13 protein-coding genes are annotated in these 13,670 nt (G+C 59.2%); 8 read left to right on the forward strand and 5 right to left on the reverse strand.

Translation table 11 applies throughout. The features are described 5' to 3' along the window. Nucleotides 1–3 precede the first annotated feature (3 nt). The 3 genes from CDO73_RS05560 (at nt 4) to CDO73_RS05570 (ending at nt 4,056) form a co-directional block, all read left to right on the forward strand. Entirely contained in the window at nt 4–1,260 is a 1,257-nt protein-coding gene (locus tag CDO73_RS05560) for an L-lactate MFS transporter (RefSeq protein WP_088487504.1), read from the forward strand. A gap of 52 nt (nt 1,261–1,312) precedes the next feature. After that, nucleotides 1,313–2,272: a DUF561 domain-containing protein gene (locus CDO73_RS05565; RefSeq protein WP_088487505.1), complete on the forward strand. Its 960-nt coding sequence runs from the start codon at nt 1,313–1,315 to the stop codon at nt 2,270–2,272. Nucleotides 2,273–2,658: 386 nt separating this feature from the next. Then, complete coding sequence (locus tag CDO73_RS05570; RefSeq protein WP_088487506.1) at nt 2,659–4,056, forward strand: sigma-54 interaction domain-containing protein; 1,398 nt, start codon at nt 2,659–2,661, stop codon at nt 4,054–4,056. A 158-nt stretch (nt 4,057–4,214) separates the two neighbouring features. On the opposite strand, the gene CDO73_RS05575 is transcribed toward CDO73_RS05570, so the two are convergent. Further along, complete coding sequence (locus tag CDO73_RS05575; protein WP_088487507.1) at nt 4,215–4,895, reverse strand: hypothetical protein; 681 nt, start codon at nt 4,893–4,895, stop codon at nt 4,215–4,217. Beyond that, nucleotides 4,882–5,781 (reverse strand): AraC family transcriptional regulator, encoded by a 900-nt coding sequence (locus tag CDO73_RS05580; RefSeq protein WP_088487508.1) that lies wholly within the window; start codon nt 5,779–5,781, stop codon nt 4,882–4,884. Before CDO73_RS05580 ends, CDO73_RS05575 begins: the two co-directional genes overlap by 14 nt. 179 nt (nt 5,782–5,960) lie before the next feature. On the opposite strand from CDO73_RS05580, the gene CDO73_RS05585 reads away from it, so the two are divergent. Further along, nucleotides 5,961–6,980 (forward strand): DMT family transporter, encoded by a 1,020-nt coding sequence (locus tag CDO73_RS05585; RefSeq protein ID WP_088487509.1) that lies wholly within the window; start codon nt 5,961–5,963, stop codon nt 6,978–6,980. A 147-nt stretch (nt 6,981–7,127) separates the two neighbouring features. Here CDO73_RS05585 and CDO73_RS05590 read toward each other — a convergent pair whose 3' ends face one another. Beyond that, the gene (locus CDO73_RS05590; RefSeq protein ID WP_088487510.1) at nt 7,128–7,901 is read right to left on the reverse strand and encodes a class I SAM-dependent methyltransferase; all 774 of its coding nucleotides are present in this window, start codon (nt 7,899–7,901) and stop codon (nt 7,128–7,130) included. A gap of 169 nt (nt 7,902–8,070) precedes the next feature. Then, nucleotides 8,071–8,661 (reverse strand): LysE family transporter, encoded by a 591-nt coding sequence (locus tag CDO73_RS05595; protein ID WP_088487511.1) that lies wholly within the window; start codon nt 8,659–8,661, stop codon nt 8,071–8,073. 137 nt (nt 8,662–8,798) lie between these two features. Here CDO73_RS05595 and CDO73_RS05600 point away from each other — a divergent pair, with 137 nt between their 5' ends. After that, a complete protein-coding gene (locus CDO73_RS05600) occupies nt 8,799–9,353 on the forward strand; it encodes a helix-turn-helix domain-containing protein (RefSeq protein ID WP_088487512.1) in 555 nt (184 codons plus the stop codon). Nucleotides 9,354–9,499: 146 nt separating this feature from the next. Continuing rightward, entirely contained in the window at nt 9,500–9,961 is a 462-nt protein-coding gene (locus CDO73_RS05605; protein WP_088487513.1) for a hypothetical protein, read from the forward strand. Nucleotides 9,962–10,058: 97 nt separating this feature from the next. Here the strand turns inward: CDO73_RS05605 and CDO73_RS05610 are convergent, their stop codons facing one another. Continuing rightward, complete coding sequence (locus CDO73_RS05610) at nt 10,059–11,066, reverse strand: DMT family transporter (protein WP_088487514.1); 1,008 nt, start codon at nt 11,064–11,066, stop codon at nt 10,059–10,061. Between the two features lie 150 nt (nt 11,067–11,216). Between CDO73_RS05610 and CDO73_RS05615 the strand changes: the two genes are divergently transcribed. Further along, complete coding sequence (locus CDO73_RS05615; RefSeq protein ID WP_088487515.1) at nt 11,217–12,059, forward strand: TrmB family transcriptional regulator; 843 nt, start codon at nt 11,217–11,219, stop codon at nt 12,057–12,059. A 58-nt stretch (nt 12,060–12,117) separates the two neighbouring features. Continuing rightward, nucleotides 12,118–13,245: a low temperature requirement protein A gene (locus tag CDO73_RS05620; RefSeq protein WP_088487516.1), complete on the forward strand. Its 1,128-nt coding sequence runs from the start codon at nt 12,118–12,120 to the stop codon at nt 13,243–13,245. Nucleotides 13,246–13,670: the final 425 nt, after the last annotated feature.

Raw genomic sequence — 13,670 nt, forward strand, 5'->3', positions numbered from 1 at the left:
GCCATGAATCCAACCCTTCAACAACCGTCGCTTAACCGCTGGACGATCCTGATCGCCTGCGTGTTCATCAATATCTGCGTCGGCGCCATCTACGCGTTCAGCGTGTTCGCCATGCCGCTCAGCAAAGTCTTCGACGCCACCATGCCGCAGATCATGATGGCCTTCACTATCAATGGAGCCATCTCGCCGATCCCGATGATTCTCGGCGGCAAGCTCGTCGACCGGGGAGGCGCGCGAACCGCGATCTTTCTCGGCGGCGCGATGTTCGGCATCGGCTTTATCTTGTCGGGCCTTGCCACCGCGCCGTGGATGCTCTATCTGACGTACGGCGTCATCACCGGCATCGGTCAAGGGATCGTCTACTCGGCGACGATCGGCAACACCGTTAAGCTGTTCCCGGACAAAAGAGGTCTCGCCGCCGGCATCATCACGGCAGGCTACGGCGGCGGCACGATCGTCGTCGCTCCGATCGCCAATGCGCTGATCGGCGGTTCGGGCGTGCAGTCCGCCATGATGATCCTCGGCGTCGCTTTCCTGATCGTCATCATCGGCTGCGGATTGTTCGTCAAAGTCGCTCCGGTCGGATATGCGCCGCAAGGCTGGACGCCGCCGGTCACGAACGGACGTCCGGGCGGCGTCAACTATAACTGGACCGAAATGATCCGCAAACCGATCTTCTACGTCATCGCCTGCCTGTTCCTGATCGGCGCGCTCTCCGGCATGATGGTCACGGCCAACGCTTCGGTCATCGGTCAGAAAATGTTCGGTCTGACTGCGGCATCCGCCGCTCTGTTCGTCAGCTTGTACTCGCTCAGCAACTGTCTCGGACGCGTCGTCTGGGGCGCGGTATCCGACCGCATCGGACGTACCAAATGCTTGATGGCGATCTACATCGTCATCGCGGCGATGATGCTGACCATCGCGCTGTCTTCCTCGGTAGCCGGATTCGCGGTCGCGATCATCGGCATCGGCCTCTGCTTCGGCGGTACGATGGGCATCTTCCCTTCGATCGTCGGCGAGAAATTCGGCATGAAATATTACGGCGTCAACTACGGCGTCACGTTCATCGGCTACTCGGGCGCCGCGTTCTTCGGCCCCCGGATCGCCGGTTCGGTAGCCGCGGCCAACGGCGGCGCGTTCACCAACGCGTTCTATATCGCGCTCGTCATCGCGCTGGTCGGTTTCGCTTTGACTTTCGTCTACCAAGCGCTGGAGAAAAAGCCGGCGGCGGCTCCGATCGAACCGACGCGCGCCGCTTGATTCGAAACGAAGTCTTCTCACTACTTTATTTTAAAAATCGGAGGAATCAATCATGAACATTACCGAACTGCTGGGCATCCAATATCCGATCTTCCAAGGCGCTATGGCGCAAATCGCGCGCGAACCGCTCGTCAGCGCCGTCTCGAACGCCGGAGGCCTCGGCATCGTCGGCTCCGGCGGCATGAGCGCGGACGTGCTGCGCGAAGAGATCCGCAAAGTCAAAGCCGCGACGAACAAACCTTTTGCCGTCAACTTGATGCTGATGATGCCGAACATTCCCGAACTGATCCAAGTCATCATCGAAGAAGAAGTCAAGATCGTGACGACGGGCGCAGGCACGCCGGCTCCGTACATGGCGACGCTCAAAGAACGCGGTATCAAGGTCATCGCCGTCATCCCGTCCGTGAAGATCGCCAAGAAGATGGAAGCGCTCGGCGTGGACGCGATCGTCGCCGAAGGCACGGAAGCGGGCGGACACGTCGGCGAGACGACCACGATGGCGCTCGTGCCGCAGGTCGTCAGCGCCGTCTCCATTCCGGTCGTGGCCGCGGGCGGCATCGCCGACGGACGCGGCATCGCGGCGGCTTTCGCGCTCGGCGCGCAGGGCGTCCAAGTCGGTACGCGCTTCCTGACCACGTTCGAATGCCCGACGCACGAGAACTTCAAGCAGGCGGTGATCGACGCCGACGATACGAGCACGACCGTCACCGGCCGCAGCATCGGCGGTCCGGTACGCAGCATCAAGAACAGCATGATCGCCGAATTCCTTAAGCTGGAGAACGAACACGCTTCGCGCGAAGAACTGGAGAAGATCAGTCTGGGTTCGCTGCGCCGCGCCGTATTCGAAGGCGACACGGACCGCGGTTCGGTCATGGCCGGACAGATCGCGGGTCTGTGCAACGAGATGACCAGCGTCGAAGAAATGATCGTGAGCATGTTCGGCGAAGCGCAGCTTCTGCTTCAGCGTCTGGGCGGAATGACGATCGCGGCGAAGACGCCGGTAGAAGCTTAATCGGCCGCGGCTTCGATCGTTCGCATCGGCGGCCTCAAACGCGGACGCTCGATCCGTACGGGCCGAACCGACTTCCTAGGGCGTGTATTCAAATTCAGATGGAAGCAGATTTTGCAGAATTTTCGTTCCATGCAAGGAACTTTTTCGAAGGCGTGCCGGGGCACGTCGAGGAACAGTGAAGCAGCGTCGCTGAATCGGTCACGCTTTAGGAGCGATTCAGTAGGGGGCGAAAAGGCGGCAAAAGATGCACTTCTGTATTTTGAAGACACGCCCTACGCGAAGACGGTTCGGCCTTTTTTCCTTTACCGATCCGTGCTCTTTATGGTAAGTATGGTTCAAGCAAGCGGCCGCGGCCGCTCTTTATTCCGAACCCGAGGTGATCATTCATGAACCGCCGCCACGACGGCCGCTTCGACGAATACGCAGGCTTGATCGACGGACAGTCGCCCGGTACGCTGTTTGTCACGGATGCTTGGGGCAATATCCTCATCTCCAACGAATTCACGGCGCTCACGATCGGCATCCCGCTCGAAGAGCTGCTCAAATATAACGTGCAGGATCTGGTCAAAGCCGGGTATTACAGCGATTCGGTGACCATGAAAGCGATCGGCGCGAAAAAGAAAGTCTCGATGGTGATCCGCACCGTGCAGGGCTTCAACGTCATGTCCAGCGCCACGCCGATTCTGAATCAGGAAGGCGAAGTGCAGCTTGTCGTCACCAGCTCGACCAGCTATCCCGGCGAACCCGTGCGCGAACAGACTTCGCCGATGCCGCCTTCGCCTTCCGCGCGCACGCGCAAAACGCCGCGTCCGGAAGCGGAAGCGGCGGCAGGGATCGTCGCGGAAAGTCTCGCCATGAAACAGATCATGCAGGTCTGCAACCAGATCGCGTCTTACGACAGCAAGGTGCTGATTCTCGGCGAATCCGGTACCGGCAAAGAAGTCGTCGCCAAGTACATCCACCGCAAAAGCGCCAGATGGAACGGCCCGTTCATCCCGGTCAACTGCGCGGCGATTCCGGCGGAATCGTTCGAATACGAGCTGTTCGGACGCGAAGCGAGATCGGTCGAAGCCGCGGACGGCAAAAAAGGGCTGGTCGAGCTGGCCGCGGGCGGCGTGCTGTTTCTCGACGAGATCGCGGAGATGCCGCTCGATATGCAGGCGAAACTGCTGCACGTGCTCGAGAGCAGCGAACTGCGCCGGATCGGCGGCACGGAACCGATTCCCGTCTGCTGCCGCGTGATCTGCGCGACCAACCGCGATCTGTGGAGCATGGTGCAGCAGGGTCAGTTTCGCGAAGATCTCTACTATCGGATCAACGTCATCCCGATCCATATCCCGCCGCTTCGCAGCCGCAAGCCCGATCTGGTCGGCTTGGCGTCGAACTTTATCGCGCATTTCAATGCCGCTTACGGCAAACGTTACGTGCTGGGCGCGGACGAGTTCAAACGCATCCTCGATCAGCCGTGGCACGGCAACGCGCGCGAGCTGCGCAACTATATCGAACGACTGGTGCTGACGGGCAGCGGCCCGGCGCCGGAACGTTCGGACGAAGACGGGATCGCGGACGCTTTCGCGCTGGATCATTTCATCGCCCGCAATCGCGAACGGGCGGCGACGCTCAAAGACTTCTCGGCGATCGCCGAAGGACGGTTCATCCAGCGGATGCTGGCCGAGTGCGGCGGGAATGCCGCCGAAGCCGCCAAACGTCTGGGCGTCGACCGATCGGCGATCTACCGCAAACTGCGCAAGATGGAAGACGCGCTGCGCGAGGACGGCGAGTAGCGCCCGACAGCGACGCGTCGAGAAGCAAGAAACCGAGCCGTGCGGCCCAAAGCAAACGCGCGGTTCCGCGGTGAGCCGCTTCGTCTGCCGGATCGCCGACAAGCCGCTTCTCCGCAACGAAGCCAGGCAGCCATCCCTCGGATGGTCGTCCGGCTTTTTTATTGCTCCAATGTTTTCAACAGCCGAACGACTTTGCCCGAAGTCAGCGCGTTCCAGCCTCTTCCCGCTTTGTCCGCGCCCGGCACGACCGCTTCCAACAGATAGCCCCGATGACCGTTCAGCGGATACCGATCCAGCCGAACCGAACGCTCGAACGAATCGTTGACCAGACTCGGGATTTCTTCCAAAAAGTCGTCGAGCATTCTCCGCTGCGCGGCCGACAGCTTGAACCCCGGATCGACGGCGGACTCGACGATCAACTGGAAGCAGACCGTTTCCCGGCGCATCATTTCCCGAAAAGGCTCGCGATCGCGAATCGAAGACGTATCGTCTTTCATGACCCAGAACGGACCCGCGATCTTGGGCAGCGAGATATCGTCGAGACGCCGCATGGCTTCTTCGAACTCGGCCGTTTTGTGCGGATCGGGCGGTTGGTATTCGTAATAATCCGGCCGCAGTTCGTCCAACTTGCGAAGTCTCTCCGCGTGCGTCAGATCCGATTCGCCGAAAGACAGAACGAACTTCGCTTCGGGGAATTTTTCGCGCAGCCGCGACAGCGTCTCCCCGTTCACCGTTCCCGGCCGATCGTCTTCGCCGTAACGGCAGCCGACCCAGACTCCTTCCGGAAGCAGCTTCAGCAGATCTTCCCGCGCCGCTCCGTCCACCTTAACGATCCTCATCTTCCCGTGCCTCCTTTTTCTTATAGGCCAGCGGCGTCATGCCGGTCTGCAATCTGAATTTCTCGATAAAATGGCTGGCGCTCGCGAATCCTGCCCGGTAAGCGGCCTCCGTGACGTTGACGTCGCCGCGCAGCAGCTCCATCGCTTGACGGATACGATGTTCGTTCACGTAACCGAGCGGCGTGCCGCCGAGGAACCGGTTGAAGTAGCGGCAGCATTCCGAACGGCTCAAGCTGCCCGCCCGCGCGATATCGGCCAGACGGACAGGTTCGGCATAATGCTCGTGAATCCATTGAAGCATTCGTTTCATCCGTTCGCTGCGCACGTCCCGTTCCCGGTCCGGCTGCGGCTCGGGTCCGCCCGCGATCGCGCCGTGCCATAATCCGGTCAGTCGGGCGGCGACGGCAACTTCGTAGAACGGCGGCTTGGCCTCCAACAGCCGATGCGTCTCGCCGATCTTGTCCAGCAGCTCCCGACCGGGATCGGTCGTCTCGTCCAATCGCAGATACGGCAGGCCCGCCGCTCCCAGATACGGGATCAGGTAAGCATCGTGCAGCTCCGGCGGCAGCAGAAAAGCGGGCGCGGCGTTCAGCGACAGATAGACGCAGCCCGAGCGCAGCCGATCTTCCGCCCCGTGCAGGCAGCCTCCGTTAATGAACAGTCCTTCGCCCGCATGCAGCGTCAGTTCTTCGTCGTTGACCCGAAACACGCCTTGCCCGGCTTCGACGCGGACCCATTGGACTTCGTCATGCCAATGCAGCGGAATGCGGCCTTGAATATGGCGGTCGATGCGCGTCTCGTAACAAGCAGCCGGCAGCCCCGACGTGCGATGCGAAGTCAGCTCGCGCAGACTGCCGCTTTCGATCGGAAAATCGCGAATCTGCATAAGCCCACCTCAATATCCCGATAGTTTTGCCGGATATCGATGTATTTTCGCGTGTTTATTCCGGCTAGAATCATCCTATCACGATAAAAAAGGACCGGGCAACGAAACGAAACGCGAGGCGCAAAGGCCGCGTTTCGACGTACGGTCAGAGCAGCGTTGCAGAAAGGATGAATATCGAGATGGAAAAACGGATCGGAGACGCAAACGAAGACCCGTCGAATCAAAGATCGGCGGCGCGGGCCGGCAGCTCGGATACCGCCAATTCGCCGGAATATTCGGAAACCGGCCGCAAACGGCAAACGGGAAGCCGCACAACCGGATTGTTCTTCGTGATCGCGGGCGCGGTGCTGTGGGGCGTCGGCGGCACCGTCTCCCAGAAACTCATGCATCATTACCACGCCGATTCCGCTTGGCTGGTGAATATCCGCCTGTTGGTCGCCGGGCCGCTGCTGCTTCTGCTGCAAGCGGTCTTGAAAGACCGGCGGCAGATTCTCGGCATCTGGAAAGACCGTTCGACCGCGCCGATGCTGATCGTCTACGGTCTGGCCGGGATGCTGGCCGTGCAGTACACGTTCATGACTTCGATCCGCTACGGCAACGCGGCCGTCGCCACGCTGCTGCAATATCTGGCGCCGATCGTGACGCTGCTGTACTTCCTGCTGCGCAAGCGTCAAGCGCCGACCGGGCGCGAGCTGTTCGCCGCCGGCCTCGCGCTGGCGGGCTGCTTCATGCTGCTGACGAACGGTTCGCTATCTTCGCTGTCCGTGCCGGCGGCAGCCGTGGTCTGGGGGCTGCTGTCGGCGGTCGCGGCCGCTTTCTATGCGCTGGCGGCCGTGCCGCTGCTGCGCCGTTACGACTCGCTGGTCGTGGTCGGCTGGGCCATGACGATCGGCGGGATCGCGCTGAGCGCGATCCGTCCGCCGTGGCAGTCGACTTGGCCGCCGCTCGATGCGGCCGGCTGCGGCTATCTGGCATTCGTGCTGATCTTCGGCACGACGCTGGCGTTCTGGTTCTATATCGAGAGCCTGCGCGGTCTTCCGCCGCAGGAGACGATCCTGCTCGGCAGTCTGGAGCCGCTCGCCGCCGTGCTGACGACCGTCGTCTGGCTGCACGAACCGTTCGGCTTGTGGCAGTGGGCGGGCACAGCGTGCATCATCGCGGTGGTGCTGACGATGAGTCTGGGCGGGAAACGACGTTGAGAAGGGATTCAGGCGAAAATGGACAGGCAAAACGGAGGCAGATCAAAGGTCAGCCCAGCCGGTAAGCCCGAGGCAGCGGCGGCCTTTAGCGAGTCTTCATCAGGCAGGCCGCCTATGTTCGACTGCCGAATAAGCGCAATAATCCCCTTATTTCTCGGCCAGTCTTCCCCAATACACTTCCGTCTCGTAATCGAAAAAGACGTGTCCGCCCTGCTGCGTCTCGTCGAAGATCCGGCGCAGTTCGGCCATCATCGGCTCGTAATCGGGATGACCCGGCGCGGGCGCGTACGAAGCCGAATTCAAGCGTCCGCTCAACCCTTCGAAATCGAATACCTGACGGTTGGGGAACTTCGCCAGCGTCAGATTGCCTTTTCCGAAAAAGCGTTCCAGCTCTTCGCTCTCCACGTTAGACGTATTGCGGTGGTTCACCTGACGGTAATCCGTTCCGAAATTCAGCAGCAAATTTTCGTAAGCTTCGAGAAAAGGAGTGCCTTCCGTTAAGCGATTGTTCCAGATCAGCGCGACCGGGCCGCCGGGTTTCAGAATACGTTTGAATTCTCGTTTTGCGGCTTCCCGGTCGAACCAGTGAAACGCCTGCGCGCATACGATCGCTCCCACGCTTCCGTCCGCCAGTCCGGTCCGCTCGGCGGCCGCCGCGACCGAACGGTAGCCGGGACGCGCGCCCAATTCTTTTTCCGCCGCGCCTCGCATATCGTCGTTCGGTTCGACCGCGATCACCCGACTGCCCCGATCCAGCAGCAGCTTCGAGAAGATCCCGGTTCCCGCCCCGATATCCGCAACCTCTTCCGCCTGCGACAGACCGACTTCCCCATACAAGTAATCGAGCGCTTCGACCGGATATCCCGGCCGATATTTCACGTAAGCTTCTACCCGTTCGGAAAAACGCTGTTTGCTGTCCATTTCGCGATTCCTCCTATCGTCATGTTTCACTAGATGAAATTAAGTTCCGTTCTACGATCATTATACGCCAATATCGGATCGACTTCTAATTCGCAGCGGCTTATACGTGTATAAATCGGATTTTTTCTCCAAAGTCTGCGCCAGTCTTTTCCCGAACCGAGCGCTCCGATCACAGCCACACGGCCGCCGCGCTGTAGACCAGCAGAAGCGCCATGACGAGATTGAACCTTTTTTCATGTCGGACGAGCCACGGTTGGAACAAGGCGCCGAACAAAGCCCAAGAACCGGACGAAGCCAGCGCGACCGCCCCCAGCAGCAGCGAGACGCCGAACATCCGAAGCAGGGATAACGAATACGGCATCACGAAAGTCGATACGGCCGTGACGGCATACATCAGCAGTTTGGGATTGATGAATTGGAGCAAGAAACCGGCGCGCAGCGAATAGACGCGGCGGATCGGAATCTCGTCGCTTTCGCTCGGCGCTCCGGCGCTTCGGACGATTTTCCACGCCAGCCACAGCATGTATGCCGTACCGAGCAGACCCATCGCGAGCTTGATTCCGGGAATCCAGCGATACAGCGCCAGATTGAGCAGGCAGGCGAGGAGCACGATCCCGAAGCAGCCGGCCGCGACGCCGCACACGAACGGCCGCATACGGCGGAAGCCCGCTCTTCTCGCGCCGTCCAGCGCCATCAGATTATTCGGTCCGGGGGTGAAGCTGGCGGCTACGGCGTAAGATAACAAAGGCAGAAAAGGCATGGACTCACACTCCTCGTATGCTATAATTGAACAAAATGTACGTTTTATCGCACTTTCATTTCGCATTATAGCTTCGTGCGTTATGAAGGTCAATAAGATCTTTATAACGCACATCATATTTAGGAGGAATAACGCCTGTGGAACCGATCAATCTCATTCTTAGCCAGAATCTCAAACGGCTGCGTGCCGAACGCAAACTCAGTTTGGACAAGCTGGCCGATCTGACCGGAATCAGCAAAACGATGCTCGGGCAGATCGAGCGCGGAGAATCCAGCCCTTCGCTGACGACCGTATGGAAGATCGCGAACGGTCTCAAAGTTTCTTTTACCTCGCTAATCGTCGAACCGCCGGCGGATGCCGTGGTCGTACGCAAACAGGATGTTCGGACGATGGAAGAATCGGAGCGGAAGTACCGGTTGTTTCCCGTATTCCCTTACGATGCGGAGCGCGGATTCGAAATGTATACCGTGGAGATCGATCCCGGAGGCAGCCTCGGCTCGGAGCCTCACCGCGAAGGAACGGAGGAATTGATCACTTTGTTCTCGGGTACGCTGGAACTGGAGATCGACAGCGAGACGTACCGGTTGGAAAGCGGCGATTCGATTTCTTTCAAAGCGGACCGCCGGCACGAATACCGCAGCGTAGGCGCGGAGACGTTACGGCTGAGCATGACGATCCGGTATCGGGATTAAGCGTTAGAAGATTTACGATTCGTCTTAAAACGGATCGTGATAAAAAGATCGATTTCGCCGTTTATATTTTTGTCGTGAATATAGAAAGGAGGAATGATCGAAGGAGAAGCAAGCTATTCAGAATTGTAGGAACTGCTGCGTTATCCATGTCTCTGACCTTCGGTTTCTCCAGTATGGTTTCGGCTCACGAATTCTTGCATCCGGATAGCCTTACAGCCTTTATGCAGAACGATCAATATCTTTCGATCGGCATTGCTGCTTATGCGGTAGGAAAAGGAGGCGTCGAATGGGAATTTCTAAAAAATACCGAAGCGGATCCTACAAATAAAAGCTTCTCTGTGCCGGGCGGATATCCGAATATCAAAATGTCCGTTAAAAATACAGGAAGCCAACCTTTCAGAGTAGTCGTACAGCATGCTGCACGGCCTTCAGTGATTCTTTTCGATGTCACTGTCCCTGCTAACGGGTTAGAAACACCTTTCATCGACAACGACTATAACCCTAAAGTTCCTATCGGTAATTACCTCATTACCCTATATGGAGGTACTGCTGCGCCCAAAGGTACATTAGACATCAACAACTCTTGCATCCTTTGGCCATCCGACTAGGGAATAGGAACCTATGCGCCATAAAAAGAAGAACGGAAGCCTAGGGCATCCGCTCTTCTTTTTGCTTTATGAATGTCTTAAAAACAGTCTCGTCAGATCAACTCTCGCTGCGCGGTTTCGGCCGCTCCCGCACGCTCAAGATCACGCCCAGAATCACGATGATCCCGCCGATCCAATCGCTCGGGCGCAAGCTCTCGCCCAGCAGGAAGATCGACAGCGCCACGCCGAAGATCGGTACGAGGTTCATCAGCGCCATCGCCGTGCCCGCCGTCAGTCCGCGCAGCCCGTAATTGTACAGCATGAACGCCGCGACCGAGCAGAAGACGCCGAGATACAGCAGTATCCACAGCGATTCCGTCGTCGGTATCCTCCACTGATCGCGTTCGATCAGCGCCAGCGGAATAAACGCGATCGTGCCGGCCACCGTCTGATAGAACGACACGGTGACCATCGAATAACGTCCGACGACTTTGCGCGTGGCGAAGTTGTAGATCGCGAACACGAAGCCCGCCGCGATCAGCAGCAGATTGCCGATCAGTTCGTGTCCTCCGCCTTCTCCGGCCCCGCCGCCCGAGATCCGGTACACCCCGAAGATCGCCATCGCGATCCCGATTGCCCGCATCCACGAGATTCTCGTCCGGAAAAAGAAAAATTCCAGCAGCGCCGTCACCGCCGGATACGAAGCGACGATCAGCGCGGCGCTCGACGCCGTCGTGAGCTGTACCCCGATATTCTCCAGCGCGAAATAAAACGTCGTCCCGAGCAGCCCGCTCAGCGCCATCATGCCGAGATCGCGAGGAGCGGGAAGCGTAAATTCGCGGCGCGCCGTCAAAATGACGCCCAGAATGACCGTCGCGATCGCGAACCGCGCGGCGCCCAGCGTCAGCGGCGGGAAAGACGCATACGCGATCTTGGTGCCGACGAACGAGGTGCTCCAGAGTATAATCGCAATTAACGCGGCAGCCAGATAAAGCGTTCGGGTAGGCGAATTTGTTGTCCGCCCGCTTTCGGCCTCGGGTCGCCGCGTTTCCGGCCGTCGTTCATCGAGCGAGGCTTTTTCTTTTCTTCCGTTCGGCCGACCGCGCTCCTTGATCGTCAAACCCATTTTGCACCTCCGGTGTTCGTTTTTTTGCTGCGTTTCACATAGTCGCTACTCTTGTAGTCACTAGTATACAGGTATAACATCGGTACTGTACGGTGTCAAGCCGCTTGTGGGATAATGGAGCCGTGTCATAGATCGCTGGGAGGTCGAAACATGAAACCCGAGATTATCAAACTGCTTCAAGATTTGAACTTTACCGAATACGAAGCCAAGGCTTACCTTGCGCTGTTGGATAAATCGCCGCTGTCCGGTTACGCCGTCTCGCTCGGTTCGGGCGTGCCGCGTTCCAAGATCTACGAAGTGCTCGGCGGACTCGTCGAACGCGGCGAAGTATTGATCAGCCACGAAGACCCTTCGCTGTATACGCCGCTGCCTCCGCAGGAGCTGATCCGGCTGAAGAAACGGCGGACCGAAGCTTCGTTCGAAGCCGCCGAGACGGCGCTCGAGCATTATTCGTTCGTCTCGTCCAACCGGGAAAATATCTGGAACATCACGGGCGCGGACGCGATTCTCGAACGGGCCGCGGACGCGATCCGGCGGGCGGAAACGCGGGTGCTGCTGGAGATCTGGCCGGAGGAAGCCAAGCTGCTGGAGCCGGTGCTGCGGGACGCGTCCGAACGCGGGCTGGACGTGCTGCTGGTGCTGTACGGAGAGCTGGACTTTGATTTTGCGCGAGTCTACCCGCACGATTCGAGCGACGAGATCACGCGGGAATACGGAGGACGCTGGATCGTGGTGAGCGCGGACGACCGCGAAGTGGTGGCGGGCATCGTGTCGCTCGGCGCGGACAGCCGCGCGGCGTGGACGCTGCACCCCGGGCTCGTCATGCCGATCACCGAGGTCATCGTGCACGACCTGTACATCTACGAACTGATGCAGGCGCACCGCGAGACGCTCGAAGCGACGTTCGGACCCGACCTGATCGAACTCCGCAAACGCTACAACGCCGGACCGACCGGCTACAGCATGGCGGCGAGATTGGGGCTGGGCGGGTAAACGGGCGACTGCTATAATGGCTTCGAACTCGGAAATCCCCATTTGAAGGAAAGGATGCGTGACGCCCATTTCGCATATCGCCCACAAAAAGGTCACTTGGCTCGAACTGTTCTACGACCTCATCTACGTCGCGGCCATCTCGATCACCGCGCACGTGTTGGCCCATTCGCATCACGGCGCCATTCCGGCGGACATCATCGTCAAATACATATTGATCTTCGTTCCGCTCTGGTGGGCGTGGACGGGCTTCACCGTCTACGTCAACCGGTTCGGCCGAGACGATACTGCGCAGCGGATCGCGTACTTCGTGCAGATGGCGTTCGTGATCGTGATGGCGGCCAGCATCAACGTCGATTTCGACGCTTATTATCTGGCCTTCATGCTCGGTTACGTCGGGATTCGGCTGTCTACCGTCTTCATGTACATCCGGACTTGGCTGGAAAAAGAAGGCGAGCCGCGCCGAATCGCGCGTTATCTGGCGCTCAATTTCCTCGTCGGCGCGCTGATCAGCTTCAGTTCGGTCTTCGTGCCGGGCGACGGCAAATTCTTCGTGCTGTACTTAGGCATCTTCGTCGATATCCTGCTGCCGCTGCTGGCCCGCAAACGCGTGCTCAGCCATCTGCCGGTGCATCATCCGCATCTGCTGGAACGCTACGGACTCGCGACGATCATCCTGCTCGGCGAGCTGATCCTCGTCATCGTGAACGGACTGCGCGAAGGACATCCAGGCGGGGAAATGATTCTGGCGTCCGTGCTCGGCTTCGGTCTCGCCGTCTCGATCTGGTGGCATTATTTCGAAGCGTCGGAGCATATCGCGGGCGAAGACCGCAAAAGCTCCGGCCAGTCCGTCATCTACGGACACCTGCTGACGTTCATGTCGCTGGGCCTCGTCGCCAACGTCGTGCATTACGGCTTCCATCACGAGCTGAGCGCGCGCAATTTCGGTTGGCTGTCCGCAGCGAGCTTCGCGCTGTACGCCGCTTCCGCGGCGATCGTGTTCCTGCCGGGCAAAGGACCGTGGCAGATCCGGCACGGCCTGATCCGTACGGCCGTGTTCGTCGCGGCGGCCGCGATCCTGCTGCCGCTGCTGCCTTCGCAGACGGCGGTGTACGCCGCGCTGGTCGCGTTGTTCGCCGGCTTCGCGCTGGCGGAAGGCTGGGTGCGGCGGCGAGGGCGGACGGCTTGAAGCGTCTGCCTCGTAAAGGCGGACGGCCGGTGAGGGGCGGCTTAGGCCGGCTGCCTCGTGAAAGCGGGCGGCGGGTCGGTTTCGCAGAAGCGTAACCGAATCGACAGCGTATTTCCGGACCCGGAAGTCCAGCAGAGTCGGCTCCGGATTTCGGTGACGGTTTCGGATTTCAGCTACGGTTTCGGGTTTCAGTTCTGGCTCGGCTCCGACTCTAACGGAACGAGACGACGCTTAGAACGCCTTTTCGGCTTTCTTGAAATTCTAACGGAACCAGACGACGCTTAGACGAGAAAAAGGGCGAAAATGCGCGATAAACTTCCGCTTTTTCAAGGCTAACGAATCGTCGTTCCGTTAGAAACAAAATCAGGCGCAAAAAGGGGCTCTAACGGATCTACGTTCCGTTACGTCCACCGCCTACGCCCATG

Source organism: Saccharibacillus sp. O23 (genome assembly GCF_002205895.1).
In the GTDB taxonomy this organism is placed as follows: domain Bacteria; phylum Bacillota; class Bacilli; order Paenibacillales; family Paenibacillaceae; genus Saccharibacillus.